Origin of the sequence: Clostridium sp. AF35-15 (assembly GCF_003477745.1) — a bacterium.
Taxonomy (GTDB): domain Bacteria; phylum Bacillota; class Clostridia; order Lachnospirales; family Lachnospiraceae; genus Otoolea; species Otoolea fessa.
Window position 1 is genome coordinate 199274 of sequence record NZ_QUDY01000003.1, and the last position, 23184, is coordinate 222457.

At 46.5% G+C, this 23184-nt stretch carries 16 protein-coding genes; 1 reads left to right on the top strand and 15 read right to left on the bottom strand.

The window, feature by feature from the left end:
- Nucleotides 1-235: 235 nt before the first annotated feature.
- The 15 genes from DWZ76_RS05245 to DWZ76_RS05315 form a co-directional block, all read right to left on the bottom strand.
- Nucleotides 236-973 carry a GntR family transcriptional regulator gene (locus tag DWZ76_RS05245; RefSeq protein ID WP_118467923.1) on the bottom strand — a complete coding sequence of 246 codons (738 nt, stop codon included), beginning with the start codon at nt 971-973 and terminating at the stop codon, nt 236-238.
- A gap of 240 nt (nt 974-1213) precedes the next feature.
- Complete coding sequence (locus tag DWZ76_RS05250) at nt 1214-2212, bottom strand: SIS domain-containing protein (protein ID WP_118472095.1); 999 nt, start codon at nt 2210-2212, stop codon at nt 1214-1216.
- A gap of 36 nt (nt 2213-2248) precedes the next feature.
- A complete protein-coding gene (locus DWZ76_RS05255) occupies nt 2249-3988 on the bottom strand; it encodes a hydantoinase B/oxoprolinase family protein (protein ID WP_118467920.1) in 1740 nt (579 codons plus the stop codon).
- Nucleotide 3989: 1 nt separating this feature from the next.
- Nucleotides 3990-6053: a hydantoinase/oxoprolinase family protein gene (locus DWZ76_RS05260; RefSeq protein WP_118467918.1), complete on the bottom strand. Its 2064-nt coding sequence runs from the start codon at nt 6051-6053 to the stop codon at nt 3990-3992.
- A gap of 168 nt (nt 6054-6221) precedes the next feature.
- Nucleotides 6222-7058 (bottom strand): sugar phosphate isomerase/epimerase family protein, encoded by an 837-nt coding sequence (locus tag DWZ76_RS05265; protein ID WP_118467916.1) that lies wholly within the window; start codon nt 7056-7058, stop codon nt 6222-6224.
- Nucleotides 7059-7087: 29 nt separating this feature from the next.
- Nucleotides 7088-7990, bottom strand: a complete 903-nt coding sequence (locus DWZ76_RS05270) for a fructoselysine 6-kinase (RefSeq protein WP_118467914.1) — start codon at nt 7988-7990, stop codon at nt 7088-7090.
- Between the two features lie 128 nt (nt 7991-8118).
- A complete protein-coding gene (gene dctP / locus DWZ76_RS05275) occupies nt 8119-9207 on the bottom strand; it encodes a TRAP transporter substrate-binding protein DctP (protein ID WP_118467912.1) in 1089 nt (362 codons plus the stop codon).
- A gap of 50 nt (nt 9208-9257) precedes the next feature.
- A complete protein-coding gene (locus tag DWZ76_RS05280; protein ID WP_118467911.1) occupies nt 9258-10553 on the bottom strand; it encodes a TRAP transporter large permease in 1296 nt (431 codons plus the stop codon).
- Entirely contained in the window at nt 10546-11088 is a 543-nt protein-coding gene (locus DWZ76_RS05285) for a TRAP transporter small permease subunit (protein WP_118467909.1), read from the bottom strand. Before DWZ76_RS05285 ends, DWZ76_RS05280 begins: the two co-directional genes overlap by 8 nt.
- Before the next feature lie 404 nt (nt 11089-11492).
- A complete protein-coding gene (locus DWZ76_RS05290) occupies nt 11493-12701 on the bottom strand; it encodes an MFS transporter (RefSeq protein ID WP_177273245.1) in 1209 nt (402 codons plus the stop codon).
- Between the two features lie 23 nt (nt 12702-12724).
- Entirely contained in the window at nt 12725-13816 is a 1092-nt protein-coding gene (locus tag DWZ76_RS05295) for a sialidase family protein (protein WP_118472096.1), read from the bottom strand.
- A 14-nt stretch (nt 13817-13830) separates the two neighbouring features.
- Nucleotides 13831-14271: an RbsD/FucU domain-containing protein gene (locus DWZ76_RS05300; protein WP_118472097.1), complete on the bottom strand. Its 441-nt coding sequence runs from the start codon at nt 14269-14271 to the stop codon at nt 13831-13833.
- 168 nt (nt 14272-14439) lie between these two features.
- Complete coding sequence (locus DWZ76_RS05305) at nt 14440-15705, bottom strand: diaminopimelate decarboxylase (protein WP_118467901.1); 1266 nt, start codon at nt 15703-15705, stop codon at nt 14440-14442.
- 411 nt (nt 15706-16116) lie between these two features.
- On the bottom strand, nt 16117-17571 hold the full coding sequence (gene pyk / locus DWZ76_RS05310) for a pyruvate kinase (protein WP_265104138.1): 1455 nt from the start codon (nt 17569-17571) through the stop codon (nt 16117-16119).
- A gap of 112 nt (nt 17572-17683) precedes the next feature.
- Nucleotides 17684-18526 carry a hypothetical protein gene (locus tag DWZ76_RS05315; RefSeq protein ID WP_118467897.1) on the bottom strand — a complete coding sequence of 281 codons (843 nt, stop codon included), beginning with the start codon at nt 18524-18526 and terminating at the stop codon, nt 17684-17686.
- 352 nt (nt 18527-18878) lie between these two features.
- On the opposite strand from DWZ76_RS05315, the gene DWZ76_RS05320 reads away from it, so the two are divergent.
- A complete protein-coding gene (locus DWZ76_RS05320) occupies nt 18879-23135 on the top strand; it encodes a 2-hydroxyacyl-CoA dehydratase (protein WP_118467895.1) in 4257 nt (1418 codons plus the stop codon).
- Nucleotides 23136-23184 lie beyond the last annotated feature (49 nt).

Genomic DNA, 23184 nt, shown 5'->3' on the forward strand with positions numbered 1-23184 from the left:
TATGCAGAAAAAAAGTCCGGTGGAAAAGCTCCGCCGGACTTTTTTCGTTAGGAATTCGGATTTCAAAAAGGTTAAAGGATTAAATCTTTTGTATCATGCATTTATTATGGTTATAGTATATCATGCCTATCTCCAAAATGTTTGTATTCTCTTTAAATAAATTATGAAGAAATTCTTAAGATTCACCATTTCGATGCAATAAAAATCCGATTTGCTGCATTAATGAATATTAGGTTTATTGTTCAATTGATTCACATACATAAAAAGAACAGGTTTCGCCATTAAAAAGCTGTACTCCTGCATACAGAGGCTCTCTATCATATGTATATGTCACACTCTTAATATAAAGAAGCGGAGTTCCCTTCTTAACTTTCATCAGTTTTGCTTCTTCAGCTGTGGCCCGGCATAATTCAATCCGCTTCTCTGAAGAAGCAACTCTTACCTTGGCTTCTTCCTGCAGGCACTCAAACAGAGAATTATCATTAAACTGCTTTTCCAGAAGGAAGGAATATTTTACCGGGAAATAGTTCTTCTCAATGGCTACCGGTTCCCCATCCGCTGTACGCAGACGCGAAATATAAACTACATAGGATCCAGGTTCCAGATTTAACTGTTTTTGAATCTTGTCATCTGCCAGAACCAGCTTATTTTCAAGCATCTGTCCCCCAGGCTTCATATTCATATGACGGCACATTTCTGAAAAGCTCTGGAGATTTTTTATATCCTTCGCGAATTTCTGTCGGCAGATGAAGGTTCCTTTTCCCTGCTTCTTTTCCACAAGGCCCTGGCTCACCAGATCATCCACTGCACGCCGAACTGTGATCCGGCTCACATTGTACTGTTTTGCTAACTCTGCCTCTGCCGGAATTCGTTCCGTTGCATTATAAACCCCATTCTCAATATCTCGTTTCAAACTCTCCACAATCTGTGCATATAATGGAACTATGCTGTTTGGATTTGTATTTATCTCCATACCCTTCTCCTTTTCATTCTTTATAATAATTGAGCCCTACATCTATATAGTCAAAATGATATATAATGTTATATACACTATCATACTATTTGTATTGTTCCATTACAAGCTTTTTTCGTTATTTTAACAAAGAAATTGCATTATTTTTACTCGGTATAAAAAAAAGAAAAAAGCAGACCCACAATAACTACACGATTGCAGGCCTGCTTTCATATTATGTTTTTGTTTTTACATCAACTATTAATAATCAAATTTCCACATATAACGGCGATATGTCATCGGATGCATTCTCACATCTGCCATTGCTGAAATAAACTGCTTGGAAATCGGATGGAACAGAAGTGAATTGAAGTATTCTGCGACTCTCTCATCCAGTTCGCCTAAGCCAAGCTTCTCTGCATCGATAACCCAATGATGGCCGCCAAACTGATTTAAGAAGCGCTCTGCTCTCTCATCCACCGGTCTTGTACGTCCAATGCTCTTGAACAGGAGAATGGCAAGATCCTTGTCACAGGTTTCAAAAGCACCATGGAAATATTCACCGGAATGAATCGGAACACAGTGTACGGTCTGCATCTCCTGAAAGAAGCAGAATGCATCTGAATAGGATACCTCCCAGGCTGCACCACTTGACATTACATTCCATACAGTATCATCTTTGTAGGTCATGGCAAATTTAGCTGCCTCCGCACGTACATCTGTATATGCTTTTCCGTAAATTGTTTCCAGCTTCTCGAATCCTTCCAGAGCCTTGTCATATGCCTCATAATTGTCATATTCTTTTAAGAGCCAGAACGCAATCTTTAACGCCGTGCCCTGGCTGTTGTAATGAACCAAGGTTGGATCCTTATACCACTCATCTGCATGATAGTAGGTAATATAATAATCAGCCGTCTGCGCTGTCAGAGAATCTGCATATCCGGATAAACCAACCGTAACGGCGCCTTTTTCTTTTGCCACCTTTAATGCTTCCACGGTTTCTGCCGTTGCCTTAGTGGAGGTTCCAATCACAAGTGTATTCTTATCTACATTCTTCGGAGTTGCATTCACGAACTCACTGCTGTTATATCCCTGAACACGCAGAGAACTCTCCTGATTTAACAGAAACCGTGCCGGATAGGAGGATGCAAAGGATCCTCCGCAAGCCACGAAAATAACCTGTTTTAATCCGCCATTTTTATCCAGATCTGCTTTGGCTTTTGTCATCACATCGATGACTTCCTGCATACCTTTAATCATAGAATTAATCCTCTCTTTCTTACGTTTTGCCGTATCTTATCCTCTGAGGGCTTTGGTTGCCTGTTCGTCTACCTGATAATGAACTCCATCTGACACAACAACCACACCATAATCTTTTTTCGCTGCCTCTACAGACACCTTTTTCTCAATGACATCCTTTAATACCTTTTCCGGCTCACGCTTCATCGGATCACCATATCCGCCTGCACCAGGAGTTTCAACCCGGATGATATCGCCCTTCTTTAACGGAAAACTGGTTGTCTTGTGTCCCATTTTTGTGATAGTTCCATCCGGAGTTACACGGTAGAATGCACCGGCAGCGCCTTCTTTACCGCCATCTAATCCCCATGGATGGAATTTATGACGATCACCTAATCCGGTATATGCCACATCATCCTGCATCATCTCTAACTCACGCTCGATACCAAGACCGCCTCTAAACTGGCCGGCACCGCCTGTATCTTCCTTCAGTTCATATTTTCTGGCAAGAATCTTTGTGAACTCCATCTCGGTTGCCTCAATCGGCATATTAGAGGTATTGGTCATGTTTACCTGAACACCAGATAAACCATCTAATCCCTTCGAAGCACCGCCGCCTCCGGCAATAACCTCGTGGAAAATAAACACACTGTCTGTTCCGATTGCGCCTTCGCCTGCTAAAATGGTGGTTGTACAAGCACCATTACCAGCGGTTACTACGGTATCCGGGAAGATTGGTGCCAATGCTCCGAAAATTGCATCCGGGATTCGCTGCTGGCAGTCAATCTGTGCACCAATCGGACTTGGCTCTGTCGGATTTACGATACAGCCCTTCGGTGCAATGATCTTAATCGCACGGTTAATTCCCTCATTGGCTGGGATATCATCTCCCATTAATGCCTTAATGGAGAAGAATACGGCTGCTTTCGTACAAGGGTACGGCACATTGATCGGTGCTTTAATCTGCTCAGCGGTTCCTGTAAAATCAATTGTCAGGTCATCACCCTTAATGGTGATTTTCACTTTAATCGGAAGCGGATCCGGATATTTGTCACCGCAGCCATCCACATAATCGGTATAGCTGTATTCTCCATCCGGAAGTTCTGCAACGACTGCACGGACACGGCGCTCCGAATAGCCTACCAGCTCTTTCATGCACTCAATCAAATCATCCTGATAACGGGCATAAGCTTCCTGAATTCTCTGTACACCGATCAGGTTTGCTGACATCTGTGCGGTCAGGTCGCCCTCTCTTTCCTGTGGAACTCTGGTATTATCAAGAAGAAGATCCATAACACTCGGAATCAGTTTTCCATTCTGGCGGATACGGATTACCGGAATTCGGATACCTTCCTGGAATAAGCTATCTGCATCTCCGGATGTAGAACCAGGTACCTTACCGCCGATATCTGAATGATGCGCAATATTGGCAATCCAACCAACCAGTTTATCTCCCACGAAGGCCGGTGCTGCGATTACGATATCCGGCAGATGATTGCCGCCGCCATGATACGGGTCATTGGCAATATACATATCACCCGGCTGAACATTTTCCTTTCCGAATTTTTCATAAATATTCGGAACTACACTCAGCATCGAGCCTAAAAGTGCTGCTAAACTTTCCACCTGGGCAACACTATTTCCATCCGGGTCAATGACTGCAGTACACACATCGCGTCGTTCCTTCATATTAGTAGAATATGCACTGCGGACAATAATTCCATAAGTCTCCTCAGCAATGGACATCAGAAGATTGCGGACAACCTCAACTGTTACGGTATCAATCTGTTTTGCCATCTTACTTCGCCTCCTCATCATGAATCTTTAAGTTGTGATATCCATCTACGTGGATGACCCATCCTTTCGGAACCACTAACGTAGTATCCATCTGTTCGCAGATGCACGGACCAGGAATCGACTGACCCGGAACAAATTTATCTCTTAAATAGACCGGTGTTTCAACATACTCATCACTGTTCTGGAACAGAACCTGACGAACTTCGATCGGTTCTGGAATCGGTGCCTCCGGATGAAGCTCTGCTGCTTTCAGGTCCGGTTTATCGATAACGCCGATAGCGGATACACGATAACTTACAAACTGTACAATCGCATCTTCTTTGCAATAGCCGTAGCTTCTCTTATGCTCTGCATGGAAATCAGCCAGTGCTTTCTTCAAAGTCTCTTCCGTCATCTTTCCTGCCGGAACCGGAATGCTGATCTCAAAGTTCTGACGCTGATAACGCATATCAACGGCAAATTCAAAGTAACGTCTGTCTGCCGGAACACCTTCTTTATCCAGAAGACCGGTTCCCTGCTCTACCATGTTATCAAACTGCTCATTGATGTCATCTAAGTTTCCGGCTTCACCATTCATGATCTTAGTTCTGGATAAGTCGAATTTTGTATCTGCCAGAAGAAGCCCGAGACTACAAAGAGTACCTGGATGCGGCGGAATCAATACTTCCTTCATTCCCAGTTCTTTTGCCACCTCGCATGCATGAAGCGGGCCGGCGCCTCCGAATGCCATCAGGCTAAATTCGCGGACATCATATCCCTTTTCTACGGATACGCTTCGGATTGCACGAACCATGTTGGAATTTACGACTGTGATAATACCGTTCGCTGCACGTTTCATATCCAGATTGGATTTATCACAAATTTTTGTCTTGACAGCGTTTTTAGCCAGTTCAATATCTACATACATTCTGCCGCCAAGAATCTTCTTCTGATTCAGCTTGCCAAGAACAATATTGGCATCTGTTACGCAAGGATTCTCACCGCCGCGCATATAGCAGGCCGGTCCAGGTGTTGCACCCGCACTCTTAGGTCCTACCTTTAAGGCACCGCCTTCATCAATCTTTGCAATGGAACCGCCGCCGGCACCGATGGTAATAATATTAATCATCGGGATTCTGGCCGGATATCCTTCTACATAACGCTCATTCGATACCTGCGGTGTATAATTTTCAATTAAGGAAATATCTGCGCTGGTACCACCCATATCAAAGGTAATAATCTTGTCTGCTTCGCACTGTTTGCCAATATATGCAGCTGCGATAACACCGGCACTCGGTCCGGACAATGCTGTCTTAATCGGGCAGTCGATGGTTTCTTTTATTGAAATGATGGAACCATTGGACTGGGTTACATAGGGCTCTACCTGAATACCAAGCTTCGCAATGGAATCACGGAAATTATTTACATATTTTTCCATAACCGGTCCCAGATAACTATTCATAACCGTTGTACTCATACGGCTGAACTCACGGAACTCCGGTGCCAGTTTACTGGAAATCGTAACGTATGCTTCCGGGAACTCTTCATGAATGATCTCTTCAATTCTTTCTTCATGAACCGGATTAATGAATGAGAACAAAGTACAAACTGCAATTGCTGTCACACCCTGTGCTTTTAAGTATCGAACGACCTCTCTTGTTTCGTTCTCATCCAGCGGAGTCTCAACACTTCCGTCGTAACGGATTCTCTCTGTTACCGTACAGTTTAAACCGGACGGAACCAGTGGATACGGTTTCTGTGCCTGAAGATTGTAAAGAGAAGGACGTCTCTGGGTTCCGATTTCCATCAGATCCTTAAATCCTTTGGTAGTAATAAGGCCAAGGCGGCAACCTTTCTTCTCGATTAATGCGTTCGTTCCTACGGTTGTACCGTGTGCCAGATAACTAACTTCTTCCGGAGCTGCTTTCTTAATCTCTAATACATCCTGCACGCCCTTTACAATTGCTCTGGACGGATCCGCCGGTGTGGAACTATCCTTGTAATTGAACAACTCACCTGTTTCCTGATTAAAAACAGAAAAATCTGTAAACGTTCCTCCAACGTCTACGCCAATCATATATGACATAGTATTTCCTCCTATGTAGTGTATTTTTCAAGCTGCACCTTCCGGGTATGGTCGTTTACCCATCCGGACTTTTCAGGATATTGACATCATACAGTTTATATTGTTATATAACGTCATATCTCCTTTACTGATAACATACTCTTCTTTCCGTCATTTGTCAATACTTTTTCAATCAAAAATTCCATGCTTTTTGAGCCACCTTATGCTCTGTATATCTGCCTGCCTTGGATTAGAGCGATACCTCGGATCATTCTGCTCCAGCGCATACATTCCCTTATATCCAGCTGATTCAAGAATATCCAGATATTCACAGATGGGAAGATCCCCATCCCCAAGGGCCATGTGAACCGCCGGGTGGGAATCATGGAGATGAATATGTGATAATTCTGCTCCATGGGCTAAGTAACGTTCTATCTTCTGGTCCATATAAACCATTTGTCCTATATCCAGCATAGGCTTCATGCTTCCTGAAGGCATAAGGGAAATCATCTCTTTCTGCTGCTCCGGCGTGTTCAGCACGTTCGAAGACAGAGGTGTCAATGTCTCCAGCACAAGTAAAATACCCATTTTCTGAGCCTTTTCTGACAAACGATGCAGGCTCTCTTCGCTCCGCTTCCACGCATCCTCCACTGGTTTGTTGAAATAACCGCATCCAGCTGAAACCAACACCTTTGGGCAGTTCAATATTTCTGCTGCATAAAATGCACGTTCAAAATTGCGTATGCTATATTCACGTATTTTTTCATCTTCTGCTGCCAGATTGACCGGATACTGGCATTGCTCCGGCGTGATACAGCATACTGAAAGCTCACGGCTCCGAATCTGAGCAGCTTTTTCTTTCAGCTGCGCTTCGTCCATCGTATCCAGACAGAAGGACGGACCTGCTGCCCAGAGTTCCACATTTTGCATTCCCAGTAAAACAGCCGTATCCAGAAAGTACTCGAACGGATACCGCAGATACTGATAGCTCCCCAGTGCAAATCGTTCCTTTGATATCTGCACCATGACCCTCACTTCCTTTTTTATTTTTGTTTTTATAATTCTCTGTAAATCCGGTCATGCTCAGACTTCGGTACCGGCACACCGTCTCCAAAGGCACCATTCTTCAAGCAGGTTCCTGCTGAAAATACAGCTGCCGCTTTCAATGCCTCCGGAAGTATCTCTGCCCTTATCTCACTGTTTTTCCAGCTTCCCTCCGGTTGTGTTTCCAGCTTTTTCAAGATGGTAATCAGCATAGCAGTGGCAAAGCTGTCTCCGGCTCCCATGGTATCCACCGGAGTGACATAATCCGGCAGCTGGCAATAAAACCGCTCCCCATCAAAAACCGTTGCTCCCTTACTTCCACGGGTAGCTGTCACCACACTGCATCCCTTTTCATACAGCTTCCGGCACAGTTTTTCTGTCTCCTCATCATTCAGATCACTACAGGATAGAAATGCAAAATCAATATATGGGCATACACGTTCCACCCTGTCTTCCTCATTCCAGCGATACGAAAAATCATAGCTTACCAAGGGAGAAAGTCCATGCAGGGCTGGAAGCAGCCCATCGGTAAACCCATTGTTGGTTGTATGAATCAAATTAAAACCATCCGCATATTCCAAATCCTCTTTTTCCAGATAAATTGGATGCTGCTGCAGAACACCACCTTTATTGCTTCCTTTAAATACACGATCTCCATCTACAAGGGTTACTCTGGCAAAGCCATTTTCTCCTTCATAGATGCGGCAATGACTGTGTCCGACTCCGTGTGCATCTAAAGATGCCTGCACGTGATCCGCTACTGCATCCTTTCCAAATACTCCCATAAAATCCGATTCTGCTCCCAGCATTCTTGCATATACCGCAAAATTTACTGCCTGACCACCCGGATACATGGTTCCGGTATGCAGATATACATCACACACATTATCTCCAAGACCTAATACTTTCAGCATTTTCTGTTTCCTCCTGTATTTTTATCGATTGAATTTGTTTTGAAACGAAAAGCGGCCGCCTGGAAGAGGCCGCCATTCCCTGGCAGTTCTGTCCCAAGCGGCAGCATTATTCTTAATTTAAATTTTACTTATTTATTAAACTGACGAGTCTGATCATAAAGATCCTTGGTTGTAAAGAAGCCTTCATCCTGAAGCTCTTTTCCTAACGGTTCTGCTGCATCAATAAATGCCTGGCGATCAATGTCACAGAATGTTACGCCGCCTTCGTTAATTAACCACTCTTTATCTTCCTCCCACTTGTCGAGAGTTCTTTCAGAATGATGAGAAGCTACCTGTGCTGCTGCATCAGAAATTACTTTCTGATCTTCTTCCGATAAGCTGTTCCAGAACTGAGTGGAGAAGCAGATCTGCTCAACCGGATATGCGTAATCCACATCTGCTACATATTTTGCAGACTCATAGAGGCCTGCAGAACGATAGGAGTCTTTCGAACACTCACCACCGTCAACTACGCCCTGCATTAAAGCAAATGGATATTCGGACCAGGCAACTACAACCGGTGTTGCTCCCATCGCTCTCGCATTTTTCTCAAAGATCGGAAGGTTCGGAATACGATATTTCATGCCAACCATATCTTTCGGGCTCTTGATCTCTTTGTTTGCAAAGAAGATACGCGGATTCTTCTGGAATTCGAAGTTTACTACGTGAATTCCCTGATTATCCAGGCTCTCCCAGATTGGATCTGCCACATCACTCTTTAAGTAATTAATCATGGAATCGTAATTGTTAAATGCAAATGCCATGGAAAGAATGTTTAAATCAGATTCATAAGTTGCCAGGGTATCTAAGGCACACATCATGCCCTCCTGCAGTCCTACCTGAAGGTTCTCCAGCATCGTGGTCTCATTGCCAAGCTGCTCTGCGGGATAAAACTCAAAGTAATATCTGTCACCGATCTTATCATTTACCAGATCACAGAACTCTTCACAGGACTGCGGTGCCGGCTCTCCGATGGCTCCGGAGTTACCGAATTTGACAACCTTAGCTCCAGCCGGAGCCGGTTTTGTTTCTACTGTATCAGCTCCTCCTTCAGTCTTATCGGTGGTCTGTGCGGAGGCCTGCTCCGATGTGGTTGTCTGTGCAGTGGACGATCCACAACCTGCTAATGTGCCTACTGCCATGGCTGCCGTCAGGACAAGTGCAATTTTTTTCTTCATAAACTTTCCTCCTTAAATTGTGTACTTTATACTATCTTAATCTCTTACTCTTACATGGATCCTAACAGTCTCGGAAGGAACATGGTCAGCGGCTCCCAGAATGTTGTAATCATCAGTGTAATAAACATCGGGATCAGAAACTGTACCGTATATTTCAGTGCAGTTTCAAATTTATTACCGGTCGCCTTCGCTGTTACAAACAACGCTGGTGCCATCGGCGGAGTGATTAATCCAAGTGTTACATTCAGTACGGCCATAACACCCATCTGAACATAGCTCATACCAAGAGCCGTTGCCAGATTCATAAGAAGCGGTGCCACCATAATCAAAATCTGCATGGAACCAATAAAGCAGCCCAGGAATAATAACATTGCATTTAATACTAAAAGAATGATGATTTTATTTCCTAAGGACATCAGAAGAGTTGTCATAAAACCAATCAGACCACTGGTTACAATTACCCAGTTAAATACAAGACCGGTTGCACACAGACACATGGACATACCCGCGCTGGCTAATGTATCCTTTAATGCCTTTGTCAGCATCTTAAAGCTGAAACGTTTTAAGCAGATAGCCAGGATGACGCAATACATAGCTGCTACAACGGAACACTCTGTAGGAGTAAAGATACCGGTCATAATGCCAAGTACCAGGATAGCCGGGCCACCCAGTGCCGGAAGTGATGTATACAGAGAGTGGAATCGCTCGCCCCAGGATGCCTTCGGTGCCCGCGGGCAGGCAATGTGCTGGGTTTTCACTGCAATCGGAATCCAGATCATCATGGCCACGCCCATCAGGACACCCGGTCCCATACCAGCCTGGAACATAGCCAGTGTGGAGGTCTGGCTTAAGAATGCCCAGACAACGAAGTTGATGGACGGCGGAATAATCGGTCCGATACCTGCGGATGCTGCCGTTACTGCTACTGAGAAGTCTGGATCGTATCCGGCTTTTGACATCGCACTTACCTCAATGGTTCCAAGTCCTCCGGCATCTGCCAGAGCGGAACCGGACATTCCGGCAAATACCATGGAAGATAATACATTGGCATGTGCAAGTCCTCCCGGGAGATGACCGATCCATTTTTCAAACATTCCAAATAGTCGGTCCGTTAGTCCCACTTCATTCATAAAGCATCCTACAAAGAGGAATGCCGGTAATGCCAGCATGTTGAAATCAGCCAGGGAGTTTGCTGTTTTCTGTGCAAACATAACAAATGATTGATGGTTAAATACAATGAATTCAAACGCTGAAGCCAGCATTGCGTATGCAATCGGTACTTCCAGAAGAATTAATACCACAAAGGTGATAAAATAGACGGCTAAATAGGGATCCAGATTAGTCAAGAAGACCGCCTCCTTCCTTTTCTACCGGTACACAGATGGATTCATCTCCGGTAATTACAAATGCGATTGCCTTATATGCAGACATTACCAGCATAATCACTCCCATCACCAGAACCGGCAATGCATAGTAATAACCCTTGCTGATAGGAAGTCCTCCAACGGGAGGCATCTTCTTCTGCATCTGAAACAGCTGCCAGGATGCCGGAATATAAACCCAGCTTATCACAACAATCAAAAAGTTCGTAAATGTAAACATTCCTCTGCGAAATGCCTTTGGCATACGGTTCATGATAAACTCCAGAACTGCATGACCATTGTCCCAATAAACGGTACACCATCCAAGACACATGGACCATATCATCAACGCTGTTACACATTCATCAATTCCGTATATAGGGTGCTTAAATATAAAACGCATCAATACCTGAAGGAACAATAGTGCCATAAAAGCGAATATCATGTATCCGGTAAATACTTCCACCACACTATTCGCTTTATCCATAGCCTTACCAATTGAATAGATACTTTTCTTCATACTCTAATTGCCGCGCTTCGCTGCTGCGAATACGTACTCTCCTTCCTTTAAAATTAATTTCTATCATATAATGTCATGTGCTATAAGGGGTTCCTGGTTTTCTCTGCTCTGGCCGACCTATCCATTCAAATACTCGTCCAGATCCCCTTATATTATAATACCTTCAAAGACATCATATATCGTTATGTTATTTTTACCATACTTTGATTCATTTTGCAAGTATAAATTTATTTTTCATCGTCGCTTTTTATATTATCATAGGTTTTCTCCTTTCTTTTTTGTAAATTTTGCCAACTTTTGATTCATTTGCGTTATTATACGCAAAAAGTGGAACTCTCTCCTTCGTTGGAGAGCAGTTCCACTTTCATCTTATAACATTATATAATCTTTTGATGTCTCTCATTCTAACACTGCATCTTTTTATTGTCAAGCCTCTCTTTTAAAAAAACAAGAATAAAAAATAGGAGGTTCATGCTTCCCAACAAAAAGCTAAAGAGAATCAAGAATTCCGGATAAAACAGATCGCACAGCTTCCCCCCTGCCATGTTTGCACATACGGTTCCGATCACACTGCTGATGGTTAGACCAATGGAAATACTAAAGCTTTTCAGACGTTCATCCGATGTTTCCGCAAAACACTCTACGCTGGCACTCATATAAAGGGCAAAACTGACGGACTGAAGAATCTGCCCCAGATAAAGAGACCACTCACCCGAAAAAAGCTGAAAGCAAATCGGACGAAGCAGGTTTGTGCCCAAAGCTGCTGCCATCCCCCAGAGGGCCGGATAGGTTTTCTTTTTTCCAATATAGGCTAACAAAAGCAGACTCAAAAACTCTACTGCAGCTCCTATTCCACAAACATTTCCAAATAATTCCGCATCTCCTCCACGCTCCGCAATAATCAATGACAGGAAGCTGCCAACTGGCCGATGACTGAACCAATAAAGAGTGCTTATTGTTAAACAAAACAAAAAACGACGGCTTTTTACCAATTGCTGAAACGCCTGAACAAACGAAAGACTTTTCTCTGCCTCCCCTTTCTTTCGATGATTGCCAAGCCTGGTATCCGGAAGCAGGATGAGAAATGGAATCATCATAAGAAATAAAAGAATCTGCATCTGAAAATAACGATTCCATCCCCAGTGTTTGAAATAAAATCCTCCAATCACTGACATCACTGCAAATCCAATGGAACCACCGGCACGAATCCGGCTGTATATCAATCCCGGATAACTTTCCTTACTTAAATTAACCCAGGCATCCATCAGCTGACTAAAGGGATAGGCCAATCCGGCTGCCAGAACCAGCCCCGGCAGAAGCAGCCATGACTGGTTCATGAATTTTGTGCAAAAAGCACACACCATTGATACGATACCGATACAAACTAAAAGGTATCTTCTGGTGGGCAGAAATGTATCTGTTATATAGCCTCCCACCGGTTCCATCAAAAGATTGGCCAAAAATGTCAAACTGGTAATAATTCCGCAGACTGTGGCGCTATAGCCCTGCTCTGTTAAAAACAAAACGATGAAACTCGAAAAGACACAATAGACCGCATAATAAATAAAATAAGCCGAAAAAAACAGAACAGTACAGCTCCTTTTCCCTTTCACTAATGTATCTTTTCCCGCCCCAGTCATAACAAAACCAAAGGAATAACCGCCAGCGATAATCTCTGATTAAAAATACAGTTTCCATCCTGCCAGCCTTCCTCGTAAAAGCAAGCAATCGCATCCTTTCCTGCAAGATCCGATGCTCCCCCTTCTTCTGCTATCATAAGTCCATCGTTCCATGTAACACCATCATCTTTACTAAGCCGAATCGTGAGCTTCTGACGAGCGTCAAGACTCCAGCGAACAGACTCTCCCTGTTTCTGCCGTTCCAGCGCCGGTTCATCTCCATAGGCACAATTAACAAAAGCCATCTTCCCATCTGACAGTGACAAAAGAGCGCCTCCACAGATTGGATCCGGAAGTTCTTGATTTAACCAGGGTTCTCCCCAGCGTATAGTATCTTCCCCATCTATCTCTTTTTTGCTTTCACAAAAAGCTCTTCTTCTGACTCCCGGAATTTCATGGCGCATGGTTGCAAGCAGTGTTCCATCACTCCGTTCTGCCACGGAGCTTTCTGTGGGATCGCCAACCCCGTTTCCCGCCGGAACTACACTGCTGCATCTCCATGTTTTTCCTTGATCCTGACTGGATAGACATGCAAAACAAGCTGGGAGATGGGCATTTTCCCCACGGCTCAGCCACAATGGAAGTATCAGTGTCCCATCTTTTTTGCTTATTCCATGACCAGGTGCAATCGCCCACAATGTAACCGGCCATTCTTTCCGGAATCCGTCAATCAGGGATGTCAACTCCCTTTCCGTTCCAAATGAAACACCATTATCATCGCTTTCTTTCAAAAATAATCTCTTATAATCCTGACACCAGAAAAAATAGAGCTTTCCCTCCGCTGCTGCTATTAACAAGGGATTATGAATCAGCTCATCGTCTTTGGGAGAAACCATCGTAACCCGCTCGCCGATTGGCTCTATCGTTTCACCTATCATGCGATATCTTCTTAAAAACAGAGTTCGGCTGTTTCCTCCACCTTTTCTTCCTTCATAGGTCAGGAGCAAATCCCCATTGGAGGCTGTCACGATTCCCGGTACGCGATAGGAATCAAAACCATGCTCATTATTTTCTTCTACCACAATCCGGGTATATTTTTTTTCTGCCATATGGTCCTCCTATCTTACTTCTCCAGTGAAAAAGAACAGTCATATTGTTTTACATATTTATCCATTCCGGAGGCTGAATATAATACCATCGTACAGCAGCTGCCAAAATCACCGGTACGCACTACGACTTTGGCCTTCTGCATCGTTTCCGTTAAGCGATCCTGGCTGATGGTTCCGCCAGGCAGCTGCGGCAGCAGCGACTGAATCTTTTGATACATAGCATCATTATACTGGGGCATTAACTCAAACACTTCGTAACGCTCTGCCACCAGGTCGTTCATGATTGCGCACATCGTCTGTTCAAGGGTTGGAACTCCTCTTATCAGTGACACATCAATTACATTGCAGCCATCCGGAATCGGCATATTAGCATCACAAATCACAATTGCATCCTTATGGCGGGCCGTGGCTAATGCATATCCAAGCTCTGCGTTAATCACCGTGTTCTTAATCATATACTACTTCCTCCTTTTTGCAGCATTATGTTATATAATGTCATTACGTTATATGATAAGTATAGAGGAAAGAACAAAAAAGTCAATGCTTTCGATAAAATATGGCATAAAAAGAACGGACTCTGTCACATCTTGTACAGAATCCGTTCTTTTTCAATTTTTTATGGACTAAATATTCTTAAACAGATCACAGAAATCAAAGGTCGCAAAATAATCCTTCGGTGTCTCTGCCCGGCGGATCATCTCCACGGAACCATCCTCTTTCAGGAGCAGTTCAGCCGAACGCAGCTTTCCGTTGTAGTTGTAGCCCATCGAAAAACCATGTGCGCCGGTATCATGGATGACAAGGATATCGCCCATATCAATCTTCGGAAGCATCCGGTCAATCGCAAATTTATCATTGTTCTCGCACAGGGAACCGGTTACATCGTATTTGTGGTCGCACGGCTCGTTCTCTTTTCCCATGACCGTGATGTGATGGTATGCGCCGTACATCGCCGGGCGCATCAGGTTGACTGCACACGCGTCCACACCGATATACTCTTTGTAGGTGTGTTTCTCATGGATTGCCGTTGTCACAAGGCAGCCATACGGCGCCAGCATGAAACGTCCCATCTCTGTATAAAGCGCTACATCGCCCATGCCAGCCGGAACCAGAACTTCCTCATAAACCTTGCGGACGCCCTCGCCGATTGCAAAGATATCGTTCGGCTCCTGATCCGGGCGGTAAGGAATGCCAACGCCACCAGACAGGTTGATAAATTTAATATCTGCGCCGGTCTCTTCTTTCAGCTTGACCGCCACCTCAAATAATACCTTCGCAAGCATCGGATAATACTCATTTGTAACCGTATTGCTTGCAAGGAAAGCATGGATACCGAAATGTTTCGCACCTTTTGCTTTCAACACCTTGAATGCCTCAAATAACTGCTCGGTTGTCATACCGTATTTCGCATCGCCTGGGTTGTCCATGATATCATTGCTGATCTTGAACAGTCCGCCCGGATTGTAACGGCAGCTGATCGTCTCCGGAATATAACCGATCGTCTTCTCCAGGAAATCAATGTGCGTAAAATCATCAAGGTTGATGATCGCGCCCAGCTCGGCAGCCATCTTGAATTCCTCCGGCGGTGTATCGTTGGAGGAGAACATGATCTTCTCGCCATCGTACTTCATCGCCTTTGCCATCATAAGCTCTGTCAGCGAAGAGCAGTCCACGCCGCATCCAAGTTTCTTTAAAATATCAATTACAAATGGGTTCGGTGTTGCCTTTACAGCAAAATACTCTCTGAATCCCTTGTTCCAGGAAAATGCACGCATCAGGCGCTCGCCATTCTCGCGGATTCCCTTTTCATCATACAGGTGGAACGGTGTCGGGTATGTTTTCTTGATCTCCTCCAGCTGCTCCCGTGTTACAAATGGTTTCTTCTCCACTTTTACATCCTCCGAACTAAAATCTACATATAAAACTAAAAAGTCTGGACTACCGGGAACATACACTACTCCCGGCACGCCCAGACTCCTTTGTCCTGCTACTATTTATACACCAAAAACCGTGTTTTATCAACTGATTTCCCGAAAAACGCCCACAAATGGGCGGTATTTGTTACTGTTCACGCATACGTGCCCAGTAACGGAATTTGCCGTGGCTTCGCATTTAAATACGGCAAATTCCTGCTGCCACCACGTTTTCTTACGGCACTTTCGGTTCCAAAAGTGCCTACCTGTGAACAGTAACTGGTATTTTTCTCCTTTTCTCCGCCAGGACACAAACTCCGGACAAATTGAATCATTTTCCAGATACATCTATGAACCGGTCACAGATTCAGGCGCAGAATCCAGTTTCTACTCTACCACCATTACACGCATAATATTCGTATCAGCTACCGGTTCATGGCGGTTGGCACGTGTCACCACACCCGCGGTTGCAACCACAATCTCACCCTCTTTGACGATACCTTTCTCTTTCAGCAATTCCACCGATGCAAATAAGAGCGCATCCGTCGATTCGGCGCGTTTTGCATGGAATGGCTTAACACCCCAGTAGAGCTGCATCTGGCGGACAGCCGTCATGCTCGGGGAAAGTCCTGCAATCAATGCTTTCGGACGCCATTTCGAAAGCATTCTCGTCGTAAATCCGCTGACACTCGGCGCCACAATGACCGGCGCTTCCAGATCGGAGGCGGTCGCTACGGACGAATAACATACCGTATTAGATATATTTCGAAGATTTTCCGCCGATACCTTTCTTCTCTGGTAGAACATATAATCCAGATATTTCTCCGACTCCTCGGCGATCTGGCTCATCATGCGGACTGCCTCGATCGGGTAACTTCCCATCGCCGTCTCGCCGGACAGCATGACCGCATCGGTTCCCTCATACACTGCATTCGCCACATCCGATACCTCGGCACGCGTTGGTCGCGGGTTGCGGATCATTGAATCGAGCATCTGGGTCGCCGTGATAACGACCTTGCACGCTAAGTTACACTTGCGGATGATCATCTTCTGAATGTGCGGAACCTTCTCTGCCGGTATCTCCACGCCCATATCGCCCCGGGCTACCATGATGCCGTCGCTCGCCTCAATGATGGAATCAATATTTTCAATTCCTTCTTCATTCTCGATTTTCGCGATAATTTGCATAGCAGAACCTTTTTCATCCAGAATCTCCCGGATCTCGCGGATCGCATCGGCATTGCGGACGAACGAAGCCGCCACAAAATCAAAGCCTGCATCCACGCCGAAACGAATGTCTTCCTTATCTTTATCGGTCAGCGCCGGAAGCTTGACCCGTACTCCCGGTACATTGACACCCTTCTTCTCGCCCAGCTCGCCGCCATTTTCAATCCGGCAGACGATGTCTGTTCCATTGACCTCCCGCACGTGCAGCTCAATCAGGCCATCATCGATCAAAATGCGGTCGCCCGGCTTTACATCCTCCGCCAGCCCCGCATAGTTGATGTAGCCGCGTGTCTCATCCCCCACAATCTCCTCGGTCGTCAGAGTATACAGATCGCCCTCTTTCAGCGTCACTTTCTTTCCATCTTTTAATTTGCCGGTACGGATTTCCGGTCCCTTGGTATCCAGAAGCGATGCGATCGGAATCCCCAGCTCCTCGCGCACACTTTCCAGAATCTCCAAACGATGTCTATGCTCCGCATGATCGCCATGCGAAAAGTTAAAACGTGCGACATCCATGCCATTTAACGCCAACTCCTTCATAATCTCCCGGTTATCGGTGTTTGGTCCCATTGTGCAGACAATCTTTGTCTTTTTCATGCCGTTATTCCTCCTCATATTCTGTCATTTATCGAGATTTTTCCCATCAGTGAATCATTTATAACCTCTTTTGTATGCTTCATCCAACCTATTTAAATCCCCTGCTAAAAAAACAATCCACCGCTTGGTTCTATTTAGAATCTTTCAATTCTTCTTCGGTCACGTGTTTATGCGTATACAGATGATCCATGCAATATTCCAGATTTCCCGCACACTTCGAACAATAGCGGAATTCCAGGTTCGGATCATCCTTCTCGGTGCGTCCGCAGACTGCACATTTATGATGCGTCAGCGAAATTTTCTGAATCTGCGCTTTCTGCATCTCGTTTTTGAACTTCTGCTTGCGGACCGCCTCTTTCGGGCTGATCTTCCGGTAGTTACGCGTCATCAGGAAGAAAATGATAAAATTGAGCATCGAAACAACAATCTCAATTTTCGCGATAATGCCACCCGTTAAGAAACTGTAGACCAGAAGCGCTCCATACATCATTCCGAGGTATTTCGCCCGGATCGGAATAAAAATCAGAAGGAACTGCATCTCCGGGAAAGTGCAGGCAAACGCCAGAAACAGCGATTCATTTAAGTAATACGGGGACATCGGCACCGAAAAGCCGGTCACACCATACACCAGGAATGCCGCAATGATGTGTCCCAGCACGCCCATAAAGAAAAACATATTAAATCGGAAGGTTCCCCACACGCGCTCCAGCGTCGATCCAATCGAATAATAGAGATACATCGCGAGCAGCGCAAAGAGGACGCCCGACTGAGGCGGGCATACGAGAAAGGTCACGATTCTCCATACCTGTCCCCGCAGGATCGCCGCTGCATCAAGCGCCAGATACTGCACGTAAAAATACGGATTAAACAGGCTCATCACAAATCCAGCCGCATACATCATGATGATATAGTACATCAGATTCGGGATCGCAAACCGGCCGAATTTGCGCTCTAATTTTCTAAAAAAATTCATAATTCACATCCTTTGCCGTTTTCCTTTCATTATAGAGAGCGGCGGATTCTTTGTCAAATTATATTCTCGCTTCCACCACGTTATCTTACGGCACATTCGGTTCCAAAAGTGCCTGCCTGCGATCGGTAACGGCTGCATTCCAACTCAGAAAAAGCGGTATTTTCCACGCAGAAAATGCCTTTCCTTGTACAGGAACACCCTCCTCCCATTATGCGCGATATTAACAAATTTTGCACATTTTTAGCATCTTTTTAACGCACCCTACCGATTGTTTTCTTCCTTATTCTATGTTAAAGTATAGCCGAATACATGTGTAATACAAAGGAGGGAAGGGGCACTGCCCCGATTGTACATGAATTCCTGTAAAAAATTAGGAATCGACATCGGTTCCACAACGGTTAAAGTATCTATTATTGAAGACGGCGGTAAGCTTCTTTTCGCCGATTATAAACGTCATTTTGCAAACATACAGGAGACGCTCGCGGACCTGCTCCGTGAGGGTGAAGAGAAACTTGGCGCACTGACCGTTGAGCCGGTCATCACTGGTTCTGGCGGTTTAACACTTTCTAAGCATCTGGGCATTCCATTTGTCCAGGAGGTTGTGGCGGTTGCCACATCCCTGAAGGATTATGCCCCGCAGACCGACGTTGCCATCGAGCTTGGCGGCGAGGATGCGAAAATTATTTATTTTACCGGCGGCATCGACCAGCGTATGAACGGAATCTGCGCCGGAGGCACCGGCTCTTTTATTGATCAGATGGCTTCGCTGCTTCAGACGGACGCATCCGGTCTTAATGAGTACGCGAAAAATTACAAGGCAATCTATCCGATCGCGGCGCGCTGCGGCGTTTTCGCCAAGACGGATATCCAGCCTCTCATCAACGAAGGCGCAACCAAAGAGGATCTGTCCGCCTCCATTTTCCAGGCGGTTGTCAACCAGACCATCAGCGGTCTGGCATGCGGCAAGCCGATCCGCGGCAATGTTGCGTTTCTCGGTGGACCGCTTCATTTCCTCTCGGAGCTGCGCGCGGCATTTATCCGCACCCTGAATCTGGGGGCGGACCAGATCATTGCCCCGGATCACTCGCATCTGTTTGCGGCGATCGGCGCGGCGATGAACTCTGATCCGAAGACAACTGCCAGCCTGCACGATCTAATCGAACGGCTTTCCCACGGCATCAAGATGGATTTCGAGGTAAAGCGGATGGAACCCCTCTTTACTGATGAAGCTGACTATGAAAAATTCAGAACCCGCCATGCAAGTCATGACGTCAAAAAAGGTGATTTAGCGACCTACGAAGGCAACTGCTACCTCGGCATTGACGCCGGTTCCACCACAACCAAGGTGGCGCTTGTCGGCGAGGACGGCTCTCTTCTATACCGCTTCTACAGCAACAACAACGGCAGCCCGCTGGCGACGGCGATCCGCGCGATGCAGGAGATCCACGACCAGCTTCCTGAGAAAGCACAGATCGCTTATTCCTGCTCCACCGGTTACGGTGAAGCGCTCTTAAAATCTGCCCTGATGCTGGATGAGGGCGAGGTCGAGACGATCTCCCACTACTACGCAGCGGCGGCATTTGAGCCGGATGTAGACTGCATCCTTGATATCGGCGGTCAAGATATGAAATGCATCAAGATCAAGGACGGCACCGTAGACAGCGTACAGCTCAACGAAGCTTGTTCGTCCGGCTGCGGCTCCTTTATCGAGACATTTGCTAAATCCTTAAATTACAGCGTACAGGATTTTGCCAAGGAGGCACTCTTTGCCAAAAATCCGACCGACCTCGGTACCCGCTGTACTGTTTTCATGAACTCTAACGTCAAACAGGCGCAGAAAGAGGGCGCTTCCGTCGCAGATATTTCTGCCGGACTGGCTTACTCCGTCATCAAAAACGCCCTGTTTAAGGTTATCAAGATTACCAACGCCTCCGATCTCGGAAAACACGTGGTCGTACAGGGCGGTACCTTCTATAACGATGCGGTTCTCCGCAGTTTTGAGAAGATCTCCGGCTGTGAGGCAGTCCGCCCGGACATTGCCGGTATCATGGGTGCCTACGGCGCGGCTCTGATTGCCCGTGAGCGCTACGATGCTTCCAAGACGACCACGATGCTGCCGATCGACAAGATCTTAAGCCTGACCTACAAGACGACGATGGCACGCTGCCAGGGTTGTACAAACCACTGCGTCCTGACGATCAACCGTTTCGATGGCGGACGTCAGTTCGTGACCGGAAACCGCTGTGAGCGCGGACTGGGCGGCAACAAACAGAAAAAAGACATTCCGAACTTATTCGACTATAAATACCACCGTATGTTCGATTATGAACCGCTGACCGCCGATCTGGCGCCGCGCGGTACCGTCGGCATCCCACGTGTCCTGAATATGTATGAAAACTATCCGTTCTGGGCAGTCTTCTTCAGGGAACTGGGGTACCGCACCGTTCTGTCCCCGAAATCGACAAGACAGATCTACGAACTTGGTATTGAATCAATCCCGAGCGAATCCGAGTGCTACCCGGCAAAACTCGCGCACGGTCATATCGAATGGCTGATCCGCCAGGGACTGACCTACATTTTCTATCCGTGCGTTCCTTACGAGCGCAACGAAACCCCGGAAGCGGGAAATCACTACAACTGCCCGATGGTCACATCCTACGCGGAAAACATCAAAAACAACGTAGAATCCCTGACGGATCACAAGGTACATTTCCGGAATCCGTTTATGGCATTTACAAATGAGGAAATCCTGACAAAACGTCTGGTCGAAGAATTTACCAGGGATCAGTCGATCCCGGAGAAAGAGATCCGCGCCGCCGCTCACAAGGCATGGCAGGAACTCATCGCCTCCCGTCAGGATATGGAAAAGAAGGGCGAGGAAGTCATCGCCTGGTTAAAAGAAACCGGACACCACGGCATCGTGCTGGCAGGCAGACCGTACCATGTAGATCCGGAGATCAACCATGGCATTCCGGAACTCATCACTTCCTACGGTTTTGCCGTGCTGACCGAGGACTCCGTCTCCCATTTAGGACGCGTTGACCGTCCGCTGATCGTCACCGACCAGTGGATGTACCACTCCCGCCTCTACGAGGCAGCTTCCTATGTGAAGACACAGCCAAACCTGGATCTGATCCAGCTCAACTCCTTCGGATGCGGTCTGGACGCAGTTACTACTGATCAGGTCAATGATATTCTGACCCGCTCCGGCAAAATTTATACGCTGCTCAAGATCGACGAGGTCAACAACCTCGGCGCCGCACGTATCCGTGTGCGCTCCCTGATCGCCGCAATCCGTGTGCGCGAGATGCGCCACTACCATAAACCGATCGTTTCCAGCGCATACAGCCGTGTTTATTTCACGAAGGAAATGAAGAAAAACTACACAATCCTCTGCCCGCAGATGTCGCCGATCCATTTCGACCTCATCGAACCGGCAGTCCGAAGCTGTGGTTACAACCTGGAGGTACTGCAGAACTCCGACCGTACCGCTGTCGACACAGGACTTAAGTACGTCAACAACGACGCCTGCTACCCGTCCCTGATCGTGGTTGGTCAGATCATGGATGCGCTGCTCTCCGGCAAATACGACTTAGAGCACACAGCCGTTATCATGAGCCAGACCGGCGGCGGCTGCCGTGCTTCCAACTATATCGGCTTTATCCGCCGTGCCTTAGAGCGCGCCGGTATGCCGCAGATTCCGGTTATCTCGTTAAATGCCAACGGCATGGAGACGAATCCGGGCTTTAAAATCACCCTGCCGCTTCTTACCAAAGCAATGCAGGCGGTTGTCTACGGCGACCTCTTCATGCGTGTTCTCTATGCGACCCGCCCATACGAAGCAAAAGCCGGCTCCGCCAACGCCCTGCATGAGAAATGGAAAGCAATCTGCATCAAATCACTGCAGAAACGTTCTTTATCCATGGCAGAGTTTAACCGCAACATCCGCGGTATTGTTCATGACTTCGACGAACTTCCAAGACGCAATGTCCAAAAACCGAGGGTTGGCATTGTCGGCGAGATCCTGGTAAAATTCTCCCCGTTAGCAAACAACCACGTGGTAGAGCTTCTGGAAGCCGAGGGTGCCGAGGCTGTAATGCCGGATCTGCTTGATTTCCTGCTTTACTGCTTCTACAACAGCAACTTCAAAGCCGACAATCTGGGCGGCAAACGTTCCACCGCACACCTGTGCAACATGGGAATCTCCCTGCTGGAGTATTTCCGCCGCACCTGCCGCCGCGAACTGGAACGCAGCACACATTTCCTTCCGCCTGCACGGATTCAGGATCTGGCGTCGATGGCGAAGCATTACGTTTCCCTCGGCAATCAGACCGGCGAGGGATGGTTCCTGACCGGCGAGATGCTGGAACTGATTCACAGCGGCACGACGAACATCATCTGCACCCAGCCGTTCGGCTGCCTGCCGAACCACATCGTCGGAAAAGGCGTCATCAAGGAACTGCGCGCCAGCCATCCAGAGGCGAATATCATCGCCGTAGACTACGATCCGGGTGCCAGTGAAGTCAATCAGTTGAATCGTATCAAACTGATGCTTTCCACCGCACAGAAGAACCTGTCAGAAGGGAAAAAAGATTCGAGAATTGGATGATTTTGGATAAAATTTCCAGCTGACTTTTAAAGACGTCTGTGCTATAATA

Bases quoted from the DNA above. Each gene is read 5' to 3' on its own strand.
- DWZ76_RS05245 (WP_118467923.1), bottom strand. From the start codon at position 973: ATGGAGATAAATACAAATCCAAACAGCATAGTTCCATTATATGCACAG.
- DWZ76_RS05265 (WP_118467916.1), bottom strand. From the start codon at position 7,058: ATGGTGCAGATATCAAAGGAACGATTTGCACTGGGGAGCTATCAGTAT.
- DWZ76_RS05250 (WP_118472095.1), bottom strand. From the start codon at position 2,212: ATGATTAAAGGTATGCAGGAAGTCATCGATGTGATGACAAAAGCCAAA.
- DWZ76_RS05260 (WP_118467918.1), bottom strand. From the start codon at position 6,053: ATGTCATATATGATTGGCGTAGACGTTGGAGGAACGTTTACAGATTTT.
- DWZ76_RS05255 (WP_118467920.1), bottom strand. From the start codon at position 3,988: ATGGCAAAACAGATTGATACCGTAACAGTTGAGGTTGTCCGCAATCTT.
- dctP (WP_118467912.1), bottom strand. From the start codon at position 9,207: ATGAAGAAAAAAATTGCACTTGTCCTGACGGCAGCCATGGCAGTAGGC.
- DWZ76_RS05320 (WP_118467895.1), top strand. From the start codon at position 18,879: ATGAATTCCTGTAAAAAATTAGGAATCGACATCGGTTCCACAACGGTT.
- DWZ76_RS05300 (WP_118472097.1), bottom strand. From the start codon at position 14,271: ATGATTAAGAACACGGTGATTAACGCAGAGCTTGGATATGCATTAGCC.
- DWZ76_RS05285 (WP_118467909.1), bottom strand. From the start codon at position 11,088: ATGAAGAAAAGTATCTATTCAATTGGTAAGGCTATGGATAAAGCGAAT.
- pyk (WP_265104138.1), bottom strand. From the start codon at position 17,571: ATGAGGAGGAATAACGGCATGAAAAAGACAAAGATTGTCTGCACAATG.
- DWZ76_RS05295 (WP_118472096.1), bottom strand. From the start codon at position 13,816: ATGGCAGAAAAAAAATATACCCGGATTGTGGTAGAAGAAAATAATGAG.
- DWZ76_RS05315 (WP_118467897.1), bottom strand. From the start codon at position 18,526: ATGAATTTTTTTAGAAAATTAGAGCGCAAATTCGGCCGGTTTGCGATC.
- DWZ76_RS05270 (WP_118467914.1), bottom strand. From the start codon at position 7,990: ATGCTGAAAGTATTAGGTCTTGGAGATAATGTGTGTGATGTATATCTG.